A 25151-nucleotide genomic window follows, 5' to 3' on the forward strand; every position below is an offset into this window, starting at 1 on the left:
TCTATATTAGAGGGTGGGATTTTTACTAATCAACTCATACAAGTCCCTAACCTGACAACCGACGGTATCCGCAACGGAAATTGCCACTTGTAAAGGCATGACTCTCTTATTTTCCATATAGTCAATGATCCGCTCAGGCTTATAAAACAGGGCCCGCGCTAGTTCATCCCTACTCATTCCATGCTCATCCAAGCGTTCTTGTAGTAAACAACGACCCAGTTCAAATTTCATTCGCGGCTAGCCCCTATCCAAAAGATTGTTACCTACAGCCTCGCCAATGTTAACGGTTTTTAGTCCGTAGTAATAAACCAGTCAGCCTTTTGTGTGGCTAGCAACTTTCGTTGGCCTTGGAATTCGTCATAGATGCTAAATGTATATTTTTGTAGAAACTTAGTATTATAAATGAGGCCAGGATCTGGGATTGTTATTTTAAAATTATCTCTCTTACCAAGACGAATCTTAGAATCTTCATCCGCCGATGAATCTCCATTAATGACATCGAAATCTTTGAAATCAAATGCCCTCTCAAATCGCTTAATTCCGCCGCCATCTTCAAAAACAAGCAGCAAGTTATGACCTTCGGTATTAATCTCAGTCATCTTCTCTTTGGTTAACTCGTAGTTGAATTGCAACGTAAATACACCGTCCGAAATGGATGTTCCTATTTTATCAATCGAGATCGTATACGGGAATAAATCCACATTTTTAAGTGTTGTTGCTACATTCGTCTTCTCGTCTGGCAGCCAGTAAGCTATTGGATTCACATAGGAATCTGGAACGGATTTCTCACCTTCCGACAGCTTGCCTTCCGTAACTGCCTCTCCTAGAAGTAAATTCATATTTGTCGTGGAGAATCCCTTGGGAACCGTTGCCCAAACATTGAGCAGCGCTTTGCCAGTAGGACTAATCTTGTTCTTCACTTCAACAACGTTTGCCGGGAATACCGTCCCGTCTGACGAACGGAAATTGGCAACAAGCTTGGACACATTCGTGAACCGCTTCTCCAAATTAGTGGCTTCCACCATCGCGGAGTACATGATATTCGTTTTATCCTCATAAGTCGACACGCTCCGAACCCCGTACTTCGCCTTTCGCCCGATATCATTCGATGTATAAAATTGCCCCATACCGATGAATGGAATGGCTTGCAGTTCAGCCTGTGTCGAGAACTCCAGCACGTCAGTTGCTGTAGTACTGCCTGTACTTGTACCTGTTCCCGTTCCTACTGTTTCCCCTTCATTTTCTTGGAGAACTAATTTGATTTGAGAGAACTCGTATGTATAGGGCACCTTGCCTGCAATTTGCAGATTGACGCTTGCACCTGCTCCTAACCCGATCACTTTAGCCGTCTGGATAAGCTTTGCATCAATTTTCACTGCGTCATCCAATAAGAAATATCCGGATAATTTCGGTATAGGCAGTGCTTCTTCCCCATTATTGCTCAGTGTTAAATCGGCTGTAAGCAGATCCTGATCCTCCCAGGGCAATCTGTGCAAACCGTTCAGCTGAGTCGTATACACTCCAGATTTACTTGTGAAGGTATATGCCTTCCCTACGGAGCCTCCTTCCTGCTGTGAAACAGTTGGAAGCTGGAAATTCGCAACGGCAACATTCAATTTCAAGTCTGGAATTGTCTCCGCAACCGCTAATTGCCAAGCATCTTCAGCAACAGCAACCGGAATCGAGCCAGAGAGCTGAATTTCTTTCGTCTCCTTCGGATTAATTTGCAAATCCTTCAATCCTTTGGCTTCCATCGGATACAGCAGCCCTTCTGAAGTACGAATAGAGAAGAGGTACGCAGGAATAGTTACGGTATGACTTCCAACATTCTCCAAACTCACATACACCGTTGGAACATAATATTTCTCATTCTTGTTACTGACGAACTTTTTAATCGAAGCCTTCACGTTAGTTCCACCGACAGAAATCACAGATGCAAGATCAGCAGGTGTGACATCTGTATAGTCATCAGGAATGGCTACTTCACCCAAAACTCGTTCAAAATTAGATTGGTTGAAATCCCACTTAATAAATTGCACAACGAGATCTTGTAAGTTCGTGCTCGTATTCACATTTGCATAAAACGTTATATCTGTCGTTGAACCGGGAGCTACCCGGTTCTTATCCTTATCTGCTGGAAGTAATCGAACTGAGAATTGATTACCCGATTTGCTTTTCAGACGCACCCAATAATCGATAAATTGCAGTTCACTGCTGCCCTCATTATGAATGGAAATGGTAAATGTCGCTAACCTCCCACTTTGATCCTGTAGAAGATGAATCTGTTTCAACTCAAAGTAACTGTTTCCAGTCATGTTGACCTTTCCCACATCTAGAACAAGTGTGGAGGGGCTGCTATCAGCCCAGACAGGTGTAATGGCTCCTAGCGTAAGCAGTGCTGACAAAGCTATAGCTGCCACACACTTATGGTGAATTTTGATGATCATGATGGGCTATTTCCTCCTTCCATATCCATACTATCCTGCGGGAACTGCTTGAGCTTGATTCATCATCGGTTGCAAGGGCGCACCTGGGTTTTCTTTCATTTGTTTGAGCATGGCATCGCCATCCGTTTGCCATTTCTTAAGCGCTTCTCGAGCCGTTATTTTCCCTTGTAGGACATCGGCAAACAGCTTACGACCAATCTCCTGCACCTGATAAATATTAGGATTATTACGATAAATTTTCGAATTATCTTCAATCGGAGCCGGTGTTACATTATAAAAAGCTTCCATGTGAAAATCCAGTCCTTCTGTAGGTTTCAAATATTTGGAGCGCGCCACCAACATGTTTTGACTGCGCGATTTCAGTTTGGCCCACTCATCTCCGTTAATGAACTTGATGAACTTCCAGGCATCGTCTGGATTTTGCGATTTGGCGTTAATGCCCATAATGCCATTCATATAGATAGAGCCGCCAACGCCTTTGGCTTCGGGGTGAGAAGGAATTGTGACAACATCCCAATCGATCGGCGTAAAGCCTTTATAATTAGCTGCATTTTTATTTGCGTTCGTAAGCTGTTGAATTTGGCCATAATTGAGAATCCCCATAGCTAACCGACCCGACATAAAATCATCGTACGCAAAAGGATTATTCTGATCAAACCTTTGATTCATTTGCTTCTGCGGATCGGCTACAGCTGGGAAAACATTATCTTTCTGCAACTGTGCCATTTTAGCCCATACTTTCTCCCATTGGTCCGTATCTACCGTCATCTTCTCGCCAGCATCATCAAACATTTTTAATTGCAGAGGAGCTGTATACATTTGCATGCCGTAGAACAAATCGCCACCCTGGGCTTGAGTTGTAAAAGAGAACCCATTAATACGCTTATCCCCTTCACCTTTCGCCAATCGTTTGGAAAGATCAAATGTCTCATCCCATGTCATACCGTCTTTTGGATAATCGACTCCCGCATCTTGGAACATTTTCTTATTATAAATAAGTGCTGAGGAGCTGAATGTCGGAGCAAGAGCATAAAGCTTGCCACCGCCTGCATTCTTCATTCCCTCTATCACGGCTGGAACAATTCCGGTTGTATCGAATTTATCTTTCGTTATGCGAGAATCCAACTGTAATAGCAGGTTACTTTCGATGATTTCTGGCAGTTGTTCATAACCAAGCATAACCACATCCGGCGGATTATCGCCCTGCATCACTTCTTTTAGCTTCTCCATCGGATCCGGCATCTTCTCACCCGGCTGAATGTTTCCGTTCATGAACTTTTCATCCATCGTTGAAATTATTTCTAGCCTGATATTTGGATTAGCAAATTCAAATATTTCGGTGAATTGCTGTGTGAAATATTCATAATTACCACCATAGCCCATATTAGTCGCGATTTTCAGCACACGCTCTTGGTTATCGTCGGCTTTCTCCCCTTTTGTACAAGCAACAGCAAGTGGAGCCATCAAAGCTAAGGTTAAGGTTGTAACAATCACTTTACGTGTCATGTTTATCATTTTAATTTTCCTCCGACCGTTCGCGAATTAGATGAATCTTGTTCCTCATTTACCGGCATTGCTGGCAGTGCTCTTGGTGCTTTAATCATGATCGTATCGCCGTCAAACTCCATCGTTGCTTTCCCGTTAATGTTCAGAGCGGTCAAATAAGCTTTGGGAACCTGTAGACGGCCCGCACGATCCAACACGACATATTCCTCGTGAGCTTCACCTGTGAGTCCTGTCGATACTCCCTCTATGGTTGATACCGAAGAGGTGCGAGCAATAAACTCCGAACTTGTCATCCCATCTCGAATAGCAACGACGCGCCCTACTTTACCCGCCATAGACATATCGTGAGTAACAATCACAATCGTAACACCTAGTTCCTTATTCAATCGTTGGAAAATGGAAAGAATCATATCCGCCGTCTTCGTATCTACCGACCCCGTCGGTTCATCCGCAAGCAGCAAACGCGGACGGTTTGCCAGTGAAATCGCAATCGCTACGCGCTGTTGCTCACCACCGGAAAGCTCTTGCAGTTTATTATTCAAGCGGTGGCTAAGGCCAACCCAGTCCAACAATTGCTTCGCATAGGCAGGATCATAGTTCCCGCTAAGCATCATGGGCATTTCCACGTTTTCAAGTGCAGTCAAGTAAGAAACGAGATTTCGCGCATTATTTTGCCAAATGAAGCCTACCGTATGTCGTTTGTAATCAACGAGCTGCTTATCTGTAATCTTAAGCAAATCCCAATCTCCGACTTTCACTTGACCTGCGGAAGGGCGATCAAGACCTCCTAAAATGTTCAGCAAGGTAGATTTACCGCTTCCGCTATTGCCAATAATCGCCATTAACTCACCGTCGTCAATCTGAATATTAAGTCCTTGCAAAGCGACAACTTCGATCTCGTCGGTTTTATAAATTTTCACTAAGCCCTCGCAAGTTATCACACTATTTCTCCTCCCCTAGCTTCACTGCCTGATGAACGCGCAGCCTTCTAATGTGTAAGAACAGCAACAGAGCGCCAGTTAGCATCATGAAAGCAACCACGAAATATAACTGATAGGTGTCCTTGGAATCGAATATGACTCGGAATGGCGGCACCTGCGTCTTTACATTCTGGGAAGTTTGCAGAAAGGGTAGGAAGAAATAGCTCGTTAGCTTGCCAATTACGATACCTAAAACAATGGATAGTCCAGCTGTGAAACCCTGCTCGAGCAACAGCATTCCGGTCAATTGCTTGCGGGAAAGCCCCATAGCTCGGAGGACACCAAATTGTACGACCCTGCTAGATAAGTTAAAGAACCAATAAAGCATGTAACCGATTAAAGACACAACGACAGATACGAGAAAACCCAAGCTAAGAATACCGAACACGCCGCCTCTTGCTGGGAGCTTCTTCTGGACGATGAGCTCGTTGCGAACATCCTTGATGGCGGCAATTTCAATCCCTTTGGCTTGTAGAGCTGTAACGATCGGGGCCACTTTGGCGTCTGGTTTCATTTTGAGCCATACCTCATAGGGTGTAATTGGAGCTTGATCGTAGATGTAATCCAGATTTGCTACGAAAAATGGTGTTTGATCCGGATATTGAGCTGGCCAATACGGTAATATCCCAACAATCACGAATTCCAAGGGCTGCTGTCCGATTGTAATGGATAGCAAATCACCCTCCTTAAGGGCATATTTGCTGGCATAACTGGATGGAATGATAACGGCCTGCTCATAGCTGCCTAGTACATTTAAATATTGATTCGGATGAGCAGGGAATAAATCAGGTCGGAACCACGCTACTTTAGCGAAATCCGTATTATCGATCCCCATGATCGTTCCCTGCCCGGTAGATTTACCGGAAACGACGACATTTCCTTTGGTTTGCATCACTCTGGCAGCAGCCTGAACGCCTTCCAAATCGCGGAATACTTGAAATGGCGGCTCTACATAACGTATTTTGGTGGGGGTTTCCTCACCAGGCTTCGGGCCACCTTGACCCTGACCCTGGTTTTGGCCACCGCCTGAACCGGACCCGCCATTTGCCCCATTACCTCCTTGAGCTTCGCCACCTTTACCACCGGCATTCGGATCCTGCGGCAAATCATCGGAGACACCTTCCCACACGGTTTGTATCACAACGTCGGTACCATATTGGTATAAGATTCGCTCCGAAGAATTCAAATCTATCGTTCGTGCAGCCGAGGAATTGTACACGCCAAGACCCAGCGTAAGAATGAGCAGCAGCATTAGCGGATAATACGCTTTGGCTGAACGAGACAGCTGAACAAGCGTTAAATAGAGCGGCACAGGCAGAAACTTTCGGCCAAACCAACCGAACAATCGCAGCAGCCACGGAAAGATGCGAAGAAAAAACAGTCCCAGTGCGAAAATCGAAAGTGCTGGTACGAAAAACAGCAGCGGGTGCACCTGAAGTTGATCAGTTGTCATGCCTGTTTGCACCGATAATACTTGACGTTGGTCAAATAAGTAGAACCCATAACCAACCACTCCCAGCAGGACAATATCGAGGAACCACCGCTGCCATAGTGGCGAACGGTCTGATCTTGCGAGCTGCTGCTTATAATTGACGATGGAAGATCTAGCGAAAAGCACCGCTGGAATAACGCTGGCAAGAATCGCAATGAGAACAGCGAGCCCACCGTAAAGCATCGCTTCTGGTGTAAAGCTAATCGGGATTGATTTGCGATCCACGAATGTTAGGAATCCGCTGGTAGAACCAATGCTCTTCGCCATGAACCAGCCCATAAACGGTCCTATCAATAGCGCAATCACGCCTAGTAACAATCCTTCTAGGAAGTAAATTCCTACAATTTGATTCGTGCTGCCCCCACGGCTTCGCAAAATCGCAATCACACCGCGCTGTCGATCCAGCGATTGTCGGGCATTCATCAAAATGTAATAGAAAACCATAGCAATCATAGGCGCCGCCAATGTGAATAATAAAATCTGCATCTGTAAGCTCTGGGCTTTGAATTCAGTTAAAATCGGCTTAAAGGATACATCAACCTTGGTATTTTTAAGTTTCTGGAACAAGTTAATATCTAGTCGTTCCAAACGACTCTCAAGCGGTGACAATTGACTTGTTTGAATGTCTCGAAGATCGAAAGCATAATACCAATTAGCAAGTTGCAGCGGAATTTTCTTCTCCGTTAGCAACGTCTTCATGAATACATCATCACTAATAATAAGTGCATTGACTAACCCCTCTAACCCTTGGAACCAATAGGCACTTGATTCGTTTTTCGGTTTGAAGGAACCTACGATCTTCACCTTGAGCAGTTGACTGCCGCTGGCACTTGCAACGGAATAGTTAAACACATCACCTACGTGCAAATCATTACGAAAAAGAGCTTCTTCTAGGACGACAGCTTCCACTTGGCCATTTTGTAGCTGCCCCGAAGGCATCTGTCCATTTGACCAATCGACTTCATTCTTTAACCCGCCTAGTGACGTTAACGTCATTTGACGACGTTTACTTGGATCTGCTTTTGTCCCCTCAGCGGGAGATAATGGAGCCCCTTTGATTGCATAACTACTTGCATATGTATGTATGGGAAAAGCAATATCTTTGGGAACATCCTGTTGTATATACGTCTTGATGTTCTCCAGATCATTCAAATCTGCACGTTCTGTTCCTACTGCTTGATACCTTATAAGTAGTGAGCCTGCGGGAAGTCCCTCGCTCTTTTCTTCTAAAGACTTGGCGACGACTCGCTTCAGGGACCCATCGGCATACATGGGAATGCTCGTGGTGAAAGCCACGGCCATGACAAGACCAAGCAGGGTGCTGAGCGTTAGCCAGCGGGTATTCCACATTTTCCGAAATAAAAACCGCAGCATCGGCATGGACATTAGCGACCTACTACTTTCTGTCCGGCTGTGAGACCCTTTATGATTTCCACATCGGTTGACGTCTGCTGACCAATTTCTACATCCACTTCTTTCTTATTTCCTTGGGTATCAACGACTTGCACATAATTTCGGCCCGAATAGGAACGTAGTGCTGCAAGCGGGATTGTCGTGGCGTTTTCTTTCCTCTGGGTAATAATCGTCACGCTTAGCGGCGTACCGCGATTCAACCCTTTGGGAAACTCATTCAACTGAACAACCAAGTAGTTATCAATCGTATCCTGCTCCCCTTGTTGCCCCTGACCAGAGAACCCACCATTATTCGTGTTGTTCGCAGCTTGCGGGTTAGGAAGCTGCTTTACTTTCCCTTTGTGCTGACCAGCTGAGTTGATGTCCACCTGAACCTCCATGCCGATAGCCACTTTCTTCGCATCATCAGCACTAATGCTTGCAGCGACAGTTAGTTCTTTCAAATCCGCGAGTGTTGCTACGGATTCCCCAGACTTCACGGTATCACCTTTCTTAACAGACACGGTGACAATTGTTCCACTGAACGGTGCGAGCAGTTTCGCTTTACTCACTTGTGATTCAAGCTTCGTCAGCTCCTCGCGTTTCAGTTCGAAATCAATCTTCGCCTGCTCAACTTGTTCAGGCGTCATTTCATCAGCCTTACGAAGCGTTTCGATCATCGTCAGTTCGTCCTTACGTGTCTGAAGCTTCTTCCGTTTTAAATCGCTCTCTATATCCGACACGTCGAGTTCTGCAATCGGCTGTCCCTGTTCAACGGAATCGCCATTCTTCACAAGTATGGCACTTATCCGTTTGGCAGACATATCTTCGGAGAAGAACAATTTCTCTTCTTGTAAGGCCATTAATCGCCCGCTCCCTCTCACTTTCGTCTCAAGGGTTTCTGTTTTCACCATATATTCAGGTTTTTTCGAAAGCTTAGGTGGATTAATCGACGGAAGCGCTTCTTCATCCTGTTCCTTGGGCAATAGGGAGCATCCCGAAGCAAGAAGGAGTGTGGAACTTAATAATAGTGCTGCTAGCGGTCTCATCGCCCACTTACGTGACGAATCGTCCGTCCACCATTTCATAAACATGATCGGCAACCTCCAAAATTGTAGGGTCATGTGTTGTCATACAAATCGTGACTTGCTCTGTAGCGATAATGCTGCGAAAAACAGACATAATCTGGGCGCCCATCTGAGAATCCAGTTCAGCCGTTGGTTCATCCGCTAATATGAGAGATGGTCTATGTGCAATAGCTTTGGCGATCGCGACACGCTGCTGTTCCCCGCCGGAGAGCTCGTAGGGACGATGATGCATACGTTTGCTTAAACCGACAAGGTCTAGGCAATGATTGACCCGCTCTTTCCACTGAGAGCGTGGCACCCCTGCCATGCGCAGCGCCAACTCAACATTTTCCCAAGCAGATAGCAACGGCATTAAGGCATAGGATTGGAATATAAAACCAATTTCCTTACGACGGATCAACGTCCTCTCATCATCACTGCTATGGTGAATGGCATGCTCTTGAAACAAAATCTCCCCCTTCGTTGGCAGATCCAGCCCCCCAATTAAATTAAGCAGCGTTGTTTTCCCCGAACCTGATCGACCTTTGAGCATGACAAGTTGCAGCGGCCTCAGCTCCATTTCAATCCCTTTCAGGACATCTAGCTGCTGACCCCCAACTTGAAAGGAGCGATGTACATCACGTACCGTCAACAAAGGTGATTGGAGCCCAATGATGCGGGAGGAAGTGCTGTTAGAAAAAGGTTCTTCTTCGACAGAAAAAGCCTCCAATGTGCTCCTTTTGCGAAACCAGCTTGTCATATGGTTATTTTTCCTTTCATTTCCAAATTATCCGTATGATAAAGTAGACGGTGCTAGTTAATAAAAAGTTTCAGCAAAATTGGTAATTTCATCTATTTATTTGGATGATACTCCCATTTAAATGATACATTGGAATATACTACTAATTGGAAAATACATCCATACAACTAATTACCTAATTTAATACAAAAAAAGACGACTCACCGCCAGCTTCTTGGCAATGAACCATCTCTTGAATGAATCGGTGATTTGTTTTTTTTTGAAAATGACTACTTAAAGGATTTAAATACACCCTCGCGGCTACTCGCACTCCCTCTACGCGACCAAATAACAACAGGGATCAGCAACAAAGACAGGAATCCCCCCGCCAAAGACAACCAAGCAAAACTTGAATGAGCAACAACCATGCCTGACAAAGCCCCACCAGACGCTCCCGCCAACGAGACTAAGACATCAACAGTTCCTTGCGTCCTCGCACGTGTTGCAGGTGTTGTCGCATCAATAAGCTGCGCAGTACCGCTGATAAGACCGAAGTTCCAGCCAAGACCGAGCAAGGCCAGCGCAATAATGAGCCAGAACATTGAATCCGCTGGCGCCCACGCGGCAAGCAATCCGGCCAATAACAGCGTAACTCCCGAGGCACAGGACATGAAGATGCGCCCAAGTTTGTCCACAAGTATTCCCGTCACCAAGGAAGGCAAGAACATTGCTGCGACATGAATGCCAATTACCATGCCGACTGCATCCAAGCCGTGTCCATGATGCTTCATATGGATCGGCGTCATCGTCATGATTGCGACCATGACTATCTGCGTCAACACCATCACCGTGGTCCCGATGAGAACTCCTCGGTCACGTCCAGCTGGTGCTGAAGGTTTCGCGGTAACTCCTCCTTGCGTTGGATTCGTTGCCTGCGCTTCGGCTATCGCTTTAGCCACAATATAAGGATCTGGTCGAAGCCAAATCCACAACACCAAGCCCGCCAACACAAAAGCCGTAGATGCTAGCATGAATGGCCCAGCCAGCGCTGGTGCGCCGACGGATGTCGCGAATTGCCCCATCACTCCGACTAAGTTCGGCCCTGCGACTGCACCAAACGTCGTGAAGACCATGGCTAAGCTAATCGCTCTCGCCCGCTGCTTAGGCCCTGCTAAGTCTGTTCCAGCATACCTTGTTTGGAGATTCGTCGATGTTCCTGCGCCGTAAATCAGCATCGAGAGGAACAGAAGTGGTAGGCTATTTGCAATAGCAGCGAATACGACTCCCATGGCCCCTACTCCTCCTGCGAGGAAACCGGTTGTTAAGCCTGCCCTCCGACCATAACGCCCCGACAGTCGTCCAACTATCCAGGCAGACGAAGCAGCACCTAGCGTCAACAAGGCCGAAGGGATACCAGCCAAGCTATCAGTCCCTAGCATATCTTGTGCGAGTAGCGCTCCGACCGTCACACCTGCGGCAAGCCCTGCTCCGCCGAATAATTGAGCGATGATGACGGTCATCAACGTCTTGCGGTAAAGCTGCTGTTGTTTTTCTGGAGAATGCTTATATGTTTGAATCCATTCGCTTCCTTCAGCCATTCCTAATCCTCCTCCCCTGCAACAAAACGCCTTTTGCCATTATCATACCTGTGTCTGGCGTTATTGGCTATGTCAAATTACTTTGATCATTTCATCAATAAACATAGGGAGATGCCGGCACCTAAGAACGCTGATCTACGCACATAAAAAGCATCCAACACCTTGGATGCTTTCCCATTTACTATTTACCCGATTAAAGGCGCTTCTAGACCAAGTGTTCCCTCTACCGCATTCCCTTCCTTCCGCCAGTACTCAATACCACCGAGCATCTCTTTCACCTTGAACCCTAGACCTGAGAGACGAGCGGCCCCTTTGGTACCCCCATTGCAAGCTGGTCCCCAGCAATAGACGACGATCGTTTGCTCTTTGGAAAAAGAAGCCGTCGTTTCGACGCTGATCTGGTTGGAAGGCAGGTTAATCGCACCGGGAACATGGCATTCTCCGTAGGCTTTTGCGCTGCGAACATCGATGAGCAGGAAGTCATTGCAGCCATGCTGCATGTCGTAACGTACATCCGCAACGTCTGTTTCTACCGAAAGCTTATTCATAAAATGCTGGTGCGTATGCTCCGGTGATGGGGCAGGCGTCTCAAGAACGAGCGATTTGGTTGTTTGAATGGTCATTTGGGTTACCTCCAGTGTGGTTGTCGATTTCTTAATGTTACTGTAACACAGCCCCAAACACTGGAGTTATCGATAGTTATTGAACCTATACTTCAATCATTTCGATAGTTGGCGCCGCCGAGCAGCTCTAGAAAACCTAGATAGGCTTTCGATTTCCATTTTTTCTTAGCGATAATCAATTGTGTGTAGAACTTACACGCTGGATCAACGAAGGGGATCGCGACGATCTGGCCTTTGCGGATTTCCTCAGCAACCGTAATTCGGGGCAACAGCGCAATGCCTAGTCCATAGGTTACGCACTGCTTGATCGCTTCCAGATTACCGAATTCGTAAGATAACTTGTAGCTCACTTGATTTCCTTTTAACACCTTAAGCAACATCGCTCTGTACGTACAGCCATCCTCGGTCAGAATCAGAGATTCATTCTGCAGATCTTCGACGTGAACTTCACTTTGCCCAGCTAATTTATGATCAGGACTAGCAATGATGACAAGTGGTTCTTCTCTCAAAATAAGGCTCTCCAGCTCTGGATCCGTAAATGGCGGGTCCAGAATGATCCCGATGTCCAGAGCGCCTTCTTTCACCGCTTCAATAATGAAGGGTTCATTCCCTGGTTGAATGACAATGTTGACGTCAGGGAAATCGCGGCGATACGCCTGTAGATACGGGGGCAGGTAGAAAGCTGCTAACGTCTCGATCGTCCCAATCGTGAGTGTCCCCTTGGATTGCTGGGATACGACTTCCTTAGACTCTTCATGCAACCTATTAATCTCATTCGCATATTGCAGGAGTGCTTCTCCAGCCATCGTCAATTTCATACTCCGTCCAAAACGTTCCAAGAGAACAGCCCCGTAGGATTCCTCAAGCTTCTGAATTTGGGCTGTAATGCTTGATTGGGCATAGCCTAGCGTTTCTGCGGCCCGCGTGAAACTTCCCCATTTCGCCACTTCGCGGAATGTCCTCAAGTACGTCATTTCCATAAGTCTCACCTCCATGAGTCTACTAGGAGCATTCCTCTACTTGAAATATAACAAGGACCTAAGGTCTTATCAACTCTCATGATTTCATATCGAATCGACTTCTAATAAACTTTTTACGTGGAGGATAGGTCGCACAAAGGCTTTCCACATACTGATCGAACTTTTCTGCCAGCTCATCATATTGGAAACTGGACTTCACACGTCTATAACCACGCTGTACAAGCCTTTCTCTAAACGCCTCATCCCTTGCCAACTGGAGAACACTTTCTACAATTTCGGCATGTGAATTCGGATCTACAAGAACTCCTGTCACTCCATCAAGCACCGCTTCTAGAGCACCACCGAAGTTGGCTAGGTATGATAAAAAGCGCTCTCTCACCATCCGGCGGGAGAACGCTTTTCACTTATGAATATAATGTCATCTTCCGTCGACGATGGAGGAAGGATTTGATGCACTTGTACATGTAAAATGCCAAAGAGACATCTCAAGTCCCCAGCCATCCGAAGCCGGGCTAAAACTCACGATAAAATCATTCTTATTGCCGTTTCTCCATTTATCCTGGAGAGCGTAAATGGATGACGAATGACCTTATCATATTCCCAGCATTGGAAGATGCTTTCTAGTATGGTAAGTGAGAGACGATGAAATGCATTGTTTTAACTCGTCGACAGGTATTTCATCGTTTTCATCAAACACAATCGCCCGATTACCTTCAAATTTGAACTTATCTCTAAAAAGTTCCTTGAATGTGTCGACCAACATGGTATTACAGTTAAAATACATAGCATACTGATGCGGGCTAGATTTTTTCCAGTCTATTCTGATTGTGCTTCCATTTTTTGCTAGGTAACTAGGCTCACCCCATTTTAGTGTCTCTTCCACGGTATCAACGCCTTCTGTCTCCGTTGCAGTATCCAGAATTAATTCGCGAAGAAACCACATTTGTTGCTGAATATGTTCGGGGTAATGCTCGAATACAGCTGCTACCTTCGTGTTTTCAATCGCTCCCATATTGATCACTCCTTTCCTTATTTGTAAAGCCTCCGAATCCAAGCTTATGTTAGTTCGAAGGCTTTGTCGTTGCAAGCTGGAATATCCGTTTCACTTCATATTTTTTCGAGTGACGGTAACAGGCTATTGGCGTATCGCAATATAAATTTCAGCTTGCCCGTCGTTCGGATCGATATGTTGGCTATAATACTCAAAATCACCTGTGAAAGCTCGATCATTGCCGGATTGTCGCGACCATTGCCAAATATCGCCCCAAGCTCGCTGCACCATCTCTATAATCGGTCCCCGCTCTGTAACGAATACGGCGTATTTCGCAGCAGGAACTGTGAACGTCGAAACGGATTCTGGATATTGATCTTGCAATTCTTCCCGAACGTTTCCGCCAACCATTAATTCATACCGTCCGGCATCGCCCTGTTCGTAGTTGAAATAACAGCTATATTGACCATGTTGCTTAACATACGCGGCCAGTTGACCGCCAATATCGTCTAAGTAGTATTGTTCAAAGAGCTTGCCGATTTTGCCTTTATCGCTGAATTCGGCTTCATTTGTTGTGACAACACTAATTCCGGCTAGCGTGAAAGAGGGAAGTTCCTCTATACGTGCAGGCTCAATTGGTTTGCGGGTAGCTGGATCTATCGACAGCGAGTGTTTCAATCCAGATTGGTCTTGTTTCATCACTAATCATTCTCCTTTAATTGGAATGAGTTTAGTATAAAACAACAAACCTGACATCTTTCTGTCAAGTTGATATAGCTCTGCTATATATTTTCGCAACTTGCTCTGCACGACTAGCGATAATATCCCGCAGATGGGGTGGCTCAAGTACCTCTGCATGGTGACCCAAGCCGAGAATGAATCTATACAACCAATCATCTTCCGGGTATGCCTTCTTTACTTGCCAACTGCCATCTTCAGCCGGCACAAGCCCTTCAATCCCAAACCATTCCTCCGCCAAATGACGAGAGTCAGCATGGAAACGCAAGACGATCTCTGTTACCTGGGACGGCTCGCATGGGTTTTGGCCTGTGTCACGTTCTTGTATCGGAAGCTCTCGGCGAATGAATATTCTTCCCAGGTCTATCTCCAGCTCCTTCATTCTCTTTAGCTTGAACAGCCGAAACTGCTCTTTCTCCAGGCAGTAGGCTTGCAGGTACCACTGTCTCCCTTTTAAGATGAGTATGTATGGCTCTACAGTACGATATGTTATTTCACCTTCGGCATTGGAATAGATAAATCTAGCTATTAGACACTTATCTACGGCTTCCTTTAGTAGCTGAAGTTTAGGTCGCAGCCTTTCATTGCCGTCCCAAGGCGAGTAGTCAATCAACACACTGTTCGTCTTATGTTGGAAATCTTCGGAGTATGCGGGCGGGACAACGCTATGGATTTTCTCCAATAACCGCAGTTGATGCTCGTTGCCGTATGAGGTTGAGATGCTGCGTAGCGCGGTAACGATGTCTGCCAGCTCATCGTTGGTAAGTACATTATGATCCAAGCGGTAACCTTCCATCAATCCAATGCCACCATTCGTTCCCTGATAGGTGACGATGGGGATGCCAGCCCCATTAATGACTTCAATATCTCGATATATCGTTCGTACGGATACCTCGAACCGCTCCGCGAGCTCCTTGGCTTGCACCAATCGGCGGTTCAGAAGCAGAATAATTATGGATAAGAGTCTTTCCAGCTTCACAGTATGTACCCCCATCACAAAAAATATGCAAAAAACTTGTTTCAATCGTATTGTCTCATAGGAACATACCCCTGTGAATGATTATCTACGTTGCACTACCTCCGAAGCATCGCAAAAAGGCGTACAGTGATATCACACTGTACGCCAATCTCCCGTCCCGCGCGGTCTTTTCGTGCTATTCCTCTTCACCCGTGGCAATCGGGTTATCTGCCCACGAAATCCAGTCGCTCCAGCTTCCGCTGTAGAGCTTCACGTTGTCGAAGCCCGCTTCACTAAGTCCCAGCACGTTCGGGCACGCTGTCACGCCCGAGCCGCAATAGACGATGATTTCATCAGCATCACGCAGCGCGGCGAAGTGCTGTTCCTGCTCCGCGGCTGACAACCAAGCGCCGTTCTCGCCGAGAACGCCTTTCCAGAAGAAGTTGCGCGCGCCTGGGATGTGGCCAGCCACCGCATCGATCGGCTCTTCCAAGCCGAGGTAGCGGCGCTCCTCGCGCGAATCAACCAGCACGGTGCCTGGGCGGCCGAGCTTGTCCTTCACTTCATCCATGCTCGCCAGCATGGAGCGGAGCACCTTCGGTGAGAAGGTGCGCGGGAATACCGCAGGCACTTCAGCCGTGACCGGGTACCCCGCGGATTTCCATACGGTGTACCCTTGATCCAATACGTATACCTCGGAGTGGCCGAGGAATTTCAGCATCCACCACAAACGGGATGCCATAGCTCCGCCTTGATCGTCGTAAGCAACGACGGTCTTCGTGCCGTCAATGCCGAGACTGCCGACGAGGATCGAGAATGCACCAAGATCCGGAAGCGGATGGCGTCCGCCGTGTGCCATAAGGGCACCGGATAGATCCTTCTCCAAGTCGACATACACCGCTCCCTCAATATGATCCTGCTCATACTGTTCACGGCCTGATTCAGGCTTACCAAGTGCAAAACGACAATCCGCGATGACGATATTCGCATCCCCCAATTGCCCAAGCAACCACGACTGACTTACGATATTTTCCACGGTTTCTGCCACCTTCCCCTACCTACAGTTAATCTCCCATCCCACTTGTGGGATTAGCGGAGTACGATTGCCAATTACTTCGATCTCCACCCATTTTATCGTAAAAAGCTTGCGCGCGTAAGTTATCTGGCGCAGTTGTCCACGTTAAATTTGCATAACCGTGTCTGGCTGAGTACCCTTTGCAAGCAGCGAAAAGCTTTGCCGCCGCACCCTGTCCACGCTCAGCTTCAACAACGTACAAATCGTTCATCACCGCAATTTTGGAGGCACGCAGCGTGCTAAAGGTGAAATATAACGTCGCAAAGCCGACTAACGCCCCCTCCTCCGTTTCAGCAACAAATTGAATGCCAATTTTCTGTTCGAGCAATTCATGAATCAAAGCGTTCAGCTTCTCATCCTCCGGTTGTCGGTACTGATAGAAATCCACAATATAAGCGAGCATTAAAGTTTTGAGCTGGGGGATATCGGACATGACAGCTTCACGAATGGTCACTTGTGTCATCACGGGTGCCCTCCTTATTGTAATTGATATAATGAAAACGTGCGTTCAGCATCGCATGTTAAAAATTTGCGGAACGACGTTCCGTATCTCTAGGTCATTGGGTAAAATAAGGGGTATTGTTAGTCTAAAATAGAACAATGGCCAAATACTGCCTATAGAAAGGTTGCCCACAATATGCCTGAACCTATTACCTTAACTTTACCTTGGCGTGTGGTTCCGCTAACGGAATCGGCTTGTCAGGAGCTGTGCACGTGGAGCTATCCGGCTCCCTACGACATATACAACTGGCCGTCCTGGGCCACGATGCTCGACAACCAAGCCGAATTCGCTGATCCACAAATTAGGGATGAACAATATCGCGGTGTTGTGGATGAATCGGATGCCTTACAAGGGTTTGTTCAGTATTTCCCAATCGTTGGCGTTACCCGGCTAGGCCTAGGGCTTCGTCCTGACCTTTGTGGTAAAAGCCGGGCTAGCAGCAGCGGACTCGGCACGCAATTCGTTCAACTCCTTGTGGCAGAAGCCCAACAAAGAGCCCCCGAGCAAGAAATCGACCTCGAGGTACTCGTCTGGAACGAGCGAGCTATTCGCGCCTACCAGCGTGCTGGCTTCACGATCACGGATACATACGAGAAGTGGACGCCAACCGGAACAGCTGACTTCCACTGTATGGTCTATACAGGTCCGACTATCCTCTTAGCGCGTTAACTCCACAAACGCCTGATCAAACTTCGCAGCAGTCGAGAAATCCAGTTCGGTCAAACCACCAGCACTCCACGAGGTCAGGCGTAACGTCACCATTTTATAATCAATGGCGATCATGGGATGGTGGTTAACAGCCTCGGAAATTCTGGCAACGTCATTTACGAATGCGATTCCCTGCAGAAAAGAAGTAAACCGATACTTCCGTACGATCCACTTGCTTTCCTCAGCTTCAAAGCTCCACGTTCCCAACGTGGACAACCGCTCATCCACTGTTACTCTCTCTAGCATCATTCTCACCAACACCTTCCGCCTTCTCACTGCCTGCTCTCGTTCAACAAGGCCTACTGGAGATTGTGATTGGATCGCCGCATGTAATGATGGGCCCCTCACTCGTAATCATAGGCAACCACGCCCATATCACTCTCACCCGCATACGTTCGAAGGAGCTCTAGGAATGGCTTCCCGTAGTTGCGGTATTTCACCTCACCGACCCCTTTGATGCGCAGCATCGCGGCTTCCGTAGTCGGACAACTCTCACTCATCTCACGCAGCGTACTGTCGGCGAAAATAATATAAGGCGGCACCTTCTCACGCGCAGCCATTTCACGACGCAGCAATCTCAGCTGCTCGAACAACGTATTGTCCATCGCGGCGACAGCGCGGACGGGTTGTTTGCGCACTTTTTGATTCACGGGCAGCTTGCCCTGAAGCACTTCCGCAGCAGGCTGCATCAACCGAACAACCGGATATTGACCCTCGGACAGTTGCAAGAAACCTTCCGAAATGAGCACATTGATCAATTCAGCGATCTCTTTTTCGGGCAAATTGCTCATAATCCCGTGTGTCGGCAAGCGATCAAATCGATAGTCCATGATCTTCTTCGCCTTAGAGCCTTTAAGCACCGAAGCAACCATCGAAATCCCGAAGCGCTCGTTCATGCGACGAATACAGGAGAAGATCTTTTGCGCCTCCACCGTAATGTCGACGGTGTCTCGATCGTCCTTGCAGGAGCTGCAGTTCCCGCAGGTGTCCTTAATATTTTGCTCATCAAAATAATGTAAAATAGCATTCCGCAAACAGCGCGGCGAATAACAGTAGTCGATCATCGTTTGGAGCTTCTTGTATTCGTTCGCTTTGCGCTCAGGCGAGAGCTGGTTCTGCTCGATCAGGAACTTCTGCGTCATAATATCCTGCGCACTGAACAGCAGAATACACTCGCTCGGCTCACCATCACGCCCCGCACGGCCGGCTTCCTGGTAATAAGCTTCCATATTTTTCGGCATATTGTAGTGAATCACGTAACGGACGTTGGATTTATCGATCCCCATCCCGAAAGCATTCGTCGCGATCATCACGCGAATATCATCGTAGAGAAACGCCTCCTGCATGTAGGAGCGCTCATCATCGGACATACCAGCATGATACTTGCCTGCGGCAAAGCCTTTTTTGCGCAACGTCTCATACAAATCTTCAACATCCTTACGCGTCGCAGCGTAAATTATGCCTGGCTGATGGGTATGTTCCTTCACATAGTTCTGTATGTAATCCCGCTTCTTCTCTCCGCGAAGAATGGTTAGCTCCAAATTGTCACGCGAGAAGCCGTTGATGAAAATCCCTGCGGAATCCAGGTCTAGTAATCGTGCGATGTCCGCAGTGACCTCAGCAGTAGCCGTTGCTGTGAAAGCAGCCACAATCGGCCGATTCGGCAGCTGACGAATAAACGGTGCAATCGAGACGTAGCTCGGACGGAAATCATGTCCCCACTGCGAGACACAGTGTGCCTCATCAATCGCTACCAGGGGCAGATTCAATGCGGCCATCCGGGCACGAAACCGTTCCGACTCTAGACGCTCAGGTGCAATATAAAGCAACTTATATTTGCCCTGCATAGCCCCCTGCATGCGCTGTTCCACTTCTCTAGCTTCCAACGTACTATTAATGAACGTGGCAGGAACACCAAGAGCGCCAAGCGCATCCACCTGATCCTTCATCAAAGAGATAAGAGGGGAAATGACTAATGTCACTCCCTCCATCAACAAGGCTGGCACTTGATAGCAGATCGATTTCCCGCCGCCTGTTGGCATAATCCCCAGCGTATCTTTCCCTTCAAGAAGGTTCGTAATAATATTTTTCTGGCCTTCCCGGAACTCCGGATACCCGTAAACCTGTTGTAGAACCTTTCTTGCGCCATCCAACATAGCTTGTTTACACCTTTCTATCATACAGTTCTGCCTGTTTTAGACCAAATAAATAACGGATACCAACTTCTCACCATCATGCACCTTGAGCACGTGATTACCCGCATCATGCCTAACTGAGCCTGCTCCAACCTGCATCACAGGTGTACTGCCTAGTCCGTAGAATATATCGTCAGCCAGCGTACGCAGGCATTCTTCTTGTTCGCTTTCATCCAGCTCCTGCCAGTCTTCCGCATTCATCTCCAGCAGCTCGTAGAAACCATTCACCATTTCGATCCCTCGTACAAAATCAGTAACAATATCCTTATATTCACGACCAAATTTAATACCCACTCGCGCAGTCTCCCTTCAAGAAGCATTTCATCTAGCTTCACTTTATCATATTCTAGGTAAGAATGCAGGGTTAACCCCTTTCGGCACGGATTAAAAATATCACCTTTGGCATAAACTGTGGAAATGGGCAATTTCGGAAAAAATCTGTTACTATGGAAGAAGGAATGCGCCGCTCGGAGGGTAGGAACGATCACATGTTGAAACTTCAAATTCCCAAAAATCGAATGAACTACCTCATTAAGCAAATCCCGCTTCACTTCGACGCCATCCGTCTGGAGCAAGGCTGGGAGTATTATCATAAAGGCCGCGTGACCGAGGTTGATCTCAAAGGGCTTAGTGTTCTGGCCACCGTCACAAGCAAACAAGTCCATAAGGTAGAAGTTCATTTAGAAAATTTCGCTGCGAGTACCTGCACGTGCTCCTTTGAGGGCTTCTGTCAGCATATTGGTGCTACCTTTTTTAGCCTTTACGCCGCTTATGGTCGTGCAGAGCTTGTCCTACAGCAGCTAAAGCAGCAAATCCATACACGGAAGAAGCCAGCCCGAAGTGCTGCAGCTTCCGTTATACAAGAACGCAAAGCCGCCGCACAGGCGAATGTGCCTTTGGAAGAGAGTATGCCTAGTGATTGGCATCGTTTTTTTGAAGGTAAGTTTCATGGCTTCTCCATCTCGCATCAACATTCCATAGAAACCTTCTATGAGTCCGCCTTGGAGTCGTTGCCGCCTTATGCAGCCAATTGGCGCGATACCACACGTGAACTCTATATGTTCCACATTGTGCTGTTCATGATGCGGAAGATCGAACAGTTTTATCAAGAAACGAAGAGCTCTTACCTAAGCTACTACCATGAAAATGGATGCAAAATTTCCGCCAAAAACTGTGAAGATAAGCTTGTTGAATACGTCGATCGGATCGATGTGAACCGCTCTTTCGTAGCTGAGCCTAAGATATGGTTATCTTCAATGAAAATGGTTGGAGAATCCGCCCTGCAAGGCAAAGACAGTCCAGTTGATTGGCTGTTCGTGTATCGTTTCATCTGGTGGAAGCTGACCGATCAACCTAGTGCACAGAAAGAGGAAATCGCACGTCTCGATGGTCTTTTGGCCAAGAAGGAACTGCTTCCGAAGAAAAAGGATACGTTACTTGCGGCTAGAGCGCATTTTGATATTATGCAGGGGCATACCGAGCAAGCCTTCGAACGGCTTGGTCAGCTTGCTCATCCACATGCGAAGGATTTCTTCCTCTATTTAAATAAATTCGCAAGCGATGGACAGTGGGACCACATGCTGGTCTGGCTGCGTTGGCTGTTCCCCTCGATAACGAATGCGAATCACGATGATTTCCGCACGTTCTGCCAATATTGGTTAGATACGACGAAGCATCTGGCAAACGATAGCGAATGGGTACAAGTGATGGAGTCCTTGCTCCCACGTTCGTATTACTATTACACCGCATATTTGCTGCAAACGAAACGGTACCGTCAATGGGTAGATTTGCAGTTGGCGAATCGGATTTCACCCTTGAATTTATATGGAATGGAGCTCAAAGCGATCGAAGAGCACGACTCCGCGCTGCTCCTTCCGCTCTATCATCAAGCAGCCGAACGGGCTGTTCTGGAGAAAAACAGGGCTTCTTACAAGACGGCAGTCCGCCTGTTGAAGAAGCTGCACAGCATTTATAAACACATCGGCCAGGATGACCGCTGGGAGCACTATATTTACCGCTTAGCGGATAAGTTCTCGCGTTTGCGTGCTTTCCAAGAAGAGCTCAAGAAAGGAAAATGGATTCGATGATCGAAACCAGCGCGCTGACCGTTCACGTTAGTTCCTTACCTAACGGGTCATTATTTCTATGGGGTTCCCGTGAAAACGGCGGTATTTGGGATGCTCTTGACTTAAAACATATGCTATTCGCCTGGCATCGCGCCTCTTTCTTCGGCACCTTCATGGAACCGAGTGAATGGCAGAACCGGGAAGGCATCGAATTGCAACCGCTTGAAGCGCTTGATTATTTCAGCGAACCGCAGCCTGTTCAGCACTTACAATTGAAGTGGCATGCTTCTAGCGCTGATGTGATTGCGCTAGCTCCTTCTATTCGCGAGTCGCTGGCGACAGGCCGCTTCATGCCGGACTACGAGAAATGGAAGTCCGGGGAAATCGGCTGGAAGCTGCAGCTGCCGGAAGAGCTGCAATTGTTAGAGACGCCAGCGATCTCACGCTGGATTCATGCCCTGATCCCGGAATGGGTCGATGCCGACGGGATCATGAAAGACAATTTACGCAAGCTGGAAGCTGCGTATCCGTTAATGCGGCGTGGCGATGTCAGCGCCGAGGTGTGGCTGGACGAGGAAGACTGGCTCGTCAGCATTGGCTGGCGTCAGGACCGGACGCCAATGCGCACGTGCCTGCAGCTCGTGGAGCCCGACCTGGCGCACGGCGCAGGCTGGCAGCTGCGCGTGCTGCTGCAGGACCGGCTGGCGCCAGAGGTGCTGCGCACCGTGACGACCGTCGGCGAGCCGGTCGCAGGGGAACAGCCACTGCCCGAGGCGTGGCTACCTGAGCTGGGCCGTGTCGAGCGCGACACGGCGAAGTGGGTGCGCATCCTGCCATGGCTGGATGCGGGCGAAGGCGTCCTCCGTCAGACGGTGACGGAGGAGGAGGCTTGGCGCTTCCTGGCAGAGGGAAGCGTAAGGCTTGTTGAGTCAGGAACAAGCGTGTTCCTGCCGGCGTGGTGGGATCGCATCCGCAAGATGCGACCGAAGCTGCGCGCGAAGATCAAGTCTTCCGTCGGTTCTGGACGGGAGACGATGTTCGGGCTGACCCAGCTGATGCAGTTCGACTGGAAGCTGGCTGTTGGGGATTTGGAGCTGACGGAAGAGGAATTCCGTCTGTTGTTAGAGGAGAAGCGCAAGCTGATCCAGATTCGCGGCAACTGGATTCAGCTCGACCCCAAATTCATGGCACAGGTCGAGCAGATTATGAAGCAGGTGCACAAGAAGCAGGGGCTTTCGTTCCGCGATGTGCTGGAGCTGCATTTCGCCGGTGACGCAGGCGGCTTGCTGCCGGCTGAGGATGATCCTGACGCGATGCGCTATCTCGACATGGAGGTTGAGCTGAATGAACAGCTGCGCCACATGATTGACCAGCTGACGCAAACCTCGGCGATTCCGACAATTGAGCCGCCACCTAGCTTTCATGGCTCACTTCGCCACTATCAAGTGGACGGCATCTCTTGGCTGTTGTTCTTACGTAGATTCGGCCTTGGCGGCTGCTTAGCCGATGACATGGGTCTCGGGAAAACGATCCAATGGATTACGTACTTGCTCACAGTCAAAGAGACCGAGCAGCCTGATACACCATCGTTACTCGTTTGTCCGACCTCGGTGCTGGGCAACTGGCAGATGGAGCTGAAACGATTCGCACCTTCCTTGCGCGTCCATCTTCACTATGGACCACAGCGGTTAAAAGGTCCTGCCTTTGGAGAGAAAATCGTTGGCAAATACGATCTCGTCTTAACGTCTTACACGCTTTCCCATTTGGATGAGAGTGAGCTGGGCGCTATTGCTTGGAACTCGATCTGTCTGGACGAAGCTCAAAATATCAAGAACGCTTATACCAAGCAAGCTACGGCAATTCGCCGCTTGAATGGGTTCCATCGCATCGCTTTAACGGGAACGCCGATCGAGAATCGTCTAACCGAGCTATGGTCGATCTTCGACTTCGCGAATCCTGGCTACCTCGGTACGGTGCGCGAGTTCACGACTCGCTATGTGAATGCCATCGAGAAGACGCGCGACGAGGCGACGATTGGCAAAGTTCAGAAGCTGATTCGCCCGTTCCTGTTGCGGCGCGAGAAGAAGGATCCAGCTATTCAGCTGGATCTGCCAGAGAAGAACGAGTCCAAAACGTTCATCTCGCTCACAGCGGAGCAAGGCTCGTTGTACGAGAATTACATCCAGGATATGTTCGATCGCCTGGATAAGCTTTCTGCGATGGAGCGGCGCGGCCTCATCCTCGCTGCGTTGACGAAGCTCAAGCAGGTGTGTAACCACCCTGCTTTGCTGCTCAAGGAAGGGCTCGGCGCCCCGTGGAGCGGACGCTCCAACAAGCTAGAGCGCTTGCTCGAGATGGTGCAGGAGCTGCGCCAAGAGGGCGACAAATGCTTGATCTTCACGCAATTTGTCGAAACCGGCAACCTGCTGCAGCATGTGCTTCAGCAGGAGCTCGGCGAAAAAGTGCTGTTCCTGCACGGCGGAACATCCAAGAATGGGCGCGATGAGATGATCGCGCACTTTCAAGACAATGATGACCTGCCGGTCGACGAGCAGCGAAATGTGTTCATTCTTTCGCTGAAGGCCGGCGGCATCGGGCTCAACCTAACGGCGGCAAATCATGTGTTCCACTACGATCGCTGGTGGAACCCCGCCGTCGAGAATCAGGCGACGGATCGCGCCTTCCGGATCGGCCAGACGCGACACGTGCAGGTGCACAAGTTCGTGACGCTTGGCACGCTGGAGGAGCGCATCGACGAGATGATCGAGCGCAAGCTCGGCCTCAGCCAGCAGATCGTGGGCTCCGGCGAGAACTGGATCACCGAGCTGTCGACCGACGAGCTGCGCGATTTGTTCTCGCTCCGCCGCGAGTGGGTAGAGGCGTAGCAGCTAATAGAGGCGGCCTGAGACGTTGTAAAGTCTTTGGCTGCCTCTTTTTAGTTTAGAACCACCCTCATTTCGAGTTATAGATAACGTTAAGGCACAGCACTACTTGAAGTTGGGATGAAATCTGGCTCTTCCAAAGTAGTACTACAAGATACTAGATTTAAACACAAAAGAGGTTATCCCAAGGTTCACCTGGGATAACCTCTTTT

The 25151-nt window shown here is 48.3% G+C and carries 22 protein-coding genes; 3 read left to right on the forward strand and 19 right to left on the reverse strand.

Annotation, left to right across the window (positions count from 1 at the left end; translation table 11 throughout):
• Positions 1-6: 6 nt before the first annotated feature.
• The 16 genes from L6I86_RS23765 to L6I86_RS23840 all read right to left on the reverse strand — a co-directional run bounded on the left by L6I86_RS23765 (position 7) and on the right by L6I86_RS23840 (position 17049).
• Positions 7-231 (reverse strand): helix-turn-helix domain-containing protein, encoded by a 225-nt coding sequence (locus L6I86_RS23765; RefSeq protein ID WP_236290903.1) that lies wholly within the window; start codon positions 229-231, stop codon positions 7-9.
• Positions 232-290: 59 nt separating this feature from the next.
• Positions 291-2447 (reverse strand): hypothetical protein, encoded by a 2157-nt coding sequence (locus tag L6I86_RS23770; RefSeq protein WP_236290904.1) that lies wholly within the window; start codon positions 2445-2447, stop codon positions 291-293.
• A gap of 30 nt (positions 2448-2477) precedes the next feature.
• On the reverse strand, positions 2478-3962 hold the full coding sequence (locus tag L6I86_RS23775; protein WP_236290905.1) for an ABC transporter substrate-binding protein: 1485 nt from the start codon (positions 3960-3962) through the stop codon (positions 2478-2480).
• Positions 3959-4894 (reverse strand): ABC transporter ATP-binding protein, encoded by a 936-nt coding sequence (locus tag L6I86_RS23780; RefSeq protein WP_236290906.1) that lies wholly within the window; start codon positions 4892-4894, stop codon positions 3959-3961. Before L6I86_RS23780 ends, L6I86_RS23775 begins: the two co-directional genes overlap by 4 nt.
• Position 4895: 1 nt before the next feature.
• Entirely contained in the window at positions 4896-7805 is a 2910-nt protein-coding gene (locus L6I86_RS23785; protein WP_236291002.1) for an ABC transporter permease, read from the reverse strand.
• Between the two features lie 5 nt (positions 7806-7810).
• Positions 7811-8911 carry an efflux RND transporter periplasmic adaptor subunit gene (locus tag L6I86_RS23790; RefSeq protein ID WP_236290907.1) on the reverse strand — a complete coding sequence of 367 codons (1101 nt, stop codon included), beginning with the start codon at positions 8909-8911 and terminating at the stop codon, positions 7811-7813.
• Positions 8874-9644, reverse strand: a complete 771-nt coding sequence (locus tag L6I86_RS23795) for an ABC transporter ATP-binding protein (protein ID WP_236290908.1) — start codon at positions 9642-9644, stop codon at positions 8874-8876. Before L6I86_RS23795 ends, L6I86_RS23790 begins: the two co-directional genes overlap by 38 nt.
• Before the next feature lie 269 nt (positions 9645-9913).
• Positions 9914-11221 carry an MFS transporter gene (locus tag L6I86_RS23800; protein ID WP_236290909.1) on the reverse strand — a complete coding sequence of 436 codons (1308 nt, stop codon included), beginning with the start codon at positions 11219-11221 and terminating at the stop codon, positions 9914-9916.
• 185 nt (positions 11222-11406) lie between these two features.
• Positions 11407-11844, reverse strand: coding sequence for a rhodanese-like domain-containing protein (locus L6I86_RS23805; RefSeq protein ID WP_236290910.1), 438 nt, complete (start codon positions 11842-11844; stop codon positions 11407-11409).
• A 92-nt stretch (positions 11845-11936) separates the two neighbouring features.
• Positions 11937-12824 carry a LysR family transcriptional regulator gene (locus L6I86_RS23810; RefSeq protein WP_236290911.1) on the reverse strand — a complete coding sequence of 296 codons (888 nt, stop codon included), beginning with the start codon at positions 12822-12824 and terminating at the stop codon, positions 11937-11939.
• A gap of 76 nt (positions 12825-12900) precedes the next feature.
• Positions 12901-13203, reverse strand: coding sequence for a glycosyltransferase (locus tag L6I86_RS23815; RefSeq protein ID WP_236290912.1), 303 nt, complete (start codon positions 13201-13203; stop codon positions 12901-12903).
• Between the two features lie 213 nt (positions 13204-13416).
• A complete protein-coding gene (locus tag L6I86_RS23820; RefSeq protein WP_236290913.1) occupies positions 13417-13836 on the reverse strand; it encodes a DUF1801 domain-containing protein in 420 nt (139 codons plus the stop codon).
• A 123-nt stretch (positions 13837-13959) separates the two neighbouring features.
• On the reverse strand, positions 13960-14514 hold the full coding sequence (locus L6I86_RS23825; RefSeq protein ID WP_236290914.1) for a GyrI-like domain-containing protein: 555 nt from the start codon (positions 14512-14514) through the stop codon (positions 13960-13962).
• Positions 14515-14578: 64 nt separating this feature from the next.
• A complete protein-coding gene (locus L6I86_RS23830) occupies positions 14579-15532 on the reverse strand; it encodes a helix-turn-helix transcriptional regulator (protein ID WP_236290915.1) in 954 nt (317 codons plus the stop codon).
• A 175-nt stretch (positions 15533-15707) separates the two neighbouring features.
• Positions 15708-16547, reverse strand: coding sequence for a sulfurtransferase (locus L6I86_RS23835; RefSeq protein ID WP_236290916.1), 840 nt, complete (start codon positions 16545-16547; stop codon positions 15708-15710).
• 28 nt (positions 16548-16575) lie between these two features.
• On the reverse strand, positions 16576-17049 hold the full coding sequence (locus tag L6I86_RS23840; RefSeq protein ID WP_056622098.1) for a GNAT family N-acetyltransferase: 474 nt from the start codon (positions 17047-17049) through the stop codon (positions 16576-16578).
• A gap of 174 nt (positions 17050-17223) precedes the next feature.
• Between L6I86_RS23840 and L6I86_RS23845 the strand changes: the two genes are divergently transcribed.
• The gene (locus tag L6I86_RS23845) at positions 17224-17757 is read left to right on the forward strand and encodes a GNAT family N-acetyltransferase (protein WP_236290917.1); all 534 of its coding nucleotides are present in this window, start codon (positions 17224-17226) and stop codon (positions 17755-17757) included.
• Here the strand turns inward: L6I86_RS23845 and L6I86_RS23850 are convergent.
• The 3 genes from L6I86_RS23850 to L6I86_RS23860 form a co-directional block, all read right to left on the reverse strand.
• Positions 17746-18045, reverse strand: a complete 300-nt coding sequence (locus L6I86_RS23850; RefSeq protein ID WP_420851921.1) for a 4a-hydroxytetrahydrobiopterin dehydratase — start codon at positions 18043-18045, stop codon at positions 17746-17748. The two genes, L6I86_RS23845 and L6I86_RS23850, sit on opposite strands and share 12 nt — an antisense overlap.
• Before the next feature lie 95 nt (positions 18046-18140).
• The gene (gene recQ, locus L6I86_RS23855; RefSeq protein ID WP_236290918.1) at positions 18141-19952 is read right to left on the reverse strand and encodes a DNA helicase RecQ; all 1812 of its coding nucleotides are present in this window, start codon (positions 19950-19952) and stop codon (positions 18141-18143) included.
• 39 nt (positions 19953-19991) lie between these two features.
• Positions 19992-20285 (reverse strand): hypothetical protein, encoded by a 294-nt coding sequence (locus tag L6I86_RS23860; protein ID WP_236290919.1) that lies wholly within the window; start codon positions 20283-20285, stop codon positions 19992-19994.
• Positions 20286-20479: 194 nt separating this feature from the next.
• On the opposite strand from L6I86_RS23860, the gene L6I86_RS23865 reads away from it, so the two are divergent.
• The gene (locus L6I86_RS23865) at positions 20480-22078 is read left to right on the forward strand and encodes an SWIM zinc finger family protein (protein ID WP_236290920.1); all 1599 of its coding nucleotides are present in this window, start codon (positions 20480-20482) and stop codon (positions 22076-22078) included.
• Positions 22066-24942 carry a DEAD/DEAH box helicase gene (locus L6I86_RS23870; RefSeq protein ID WP_236290921.1) on the forward strand — a complete coding sequence of 959 codons (2877 nt, stop codon included), beginning with the start codon at positions 22066-22068 and terminating at the stop codon, positions 24940-24942. Before L6I86_RS23865 ends, L6I86_RS23870 begins: the two co-directional genes overlap by 13 nt.
• The last annotated feature ends 209 nt before the right edge of the window (positions 24943-25151 follow it).

This window comes from Paenibacillus allorhizoplanae (assembly GCF_927798215.1).
Classification (GTDB): Bacteria; Bacillota; Bacilli; order Paenibacillales; family NBRC-103111; genus Paenibacillus_E; species Paenibacillus_E allorhizoplanae.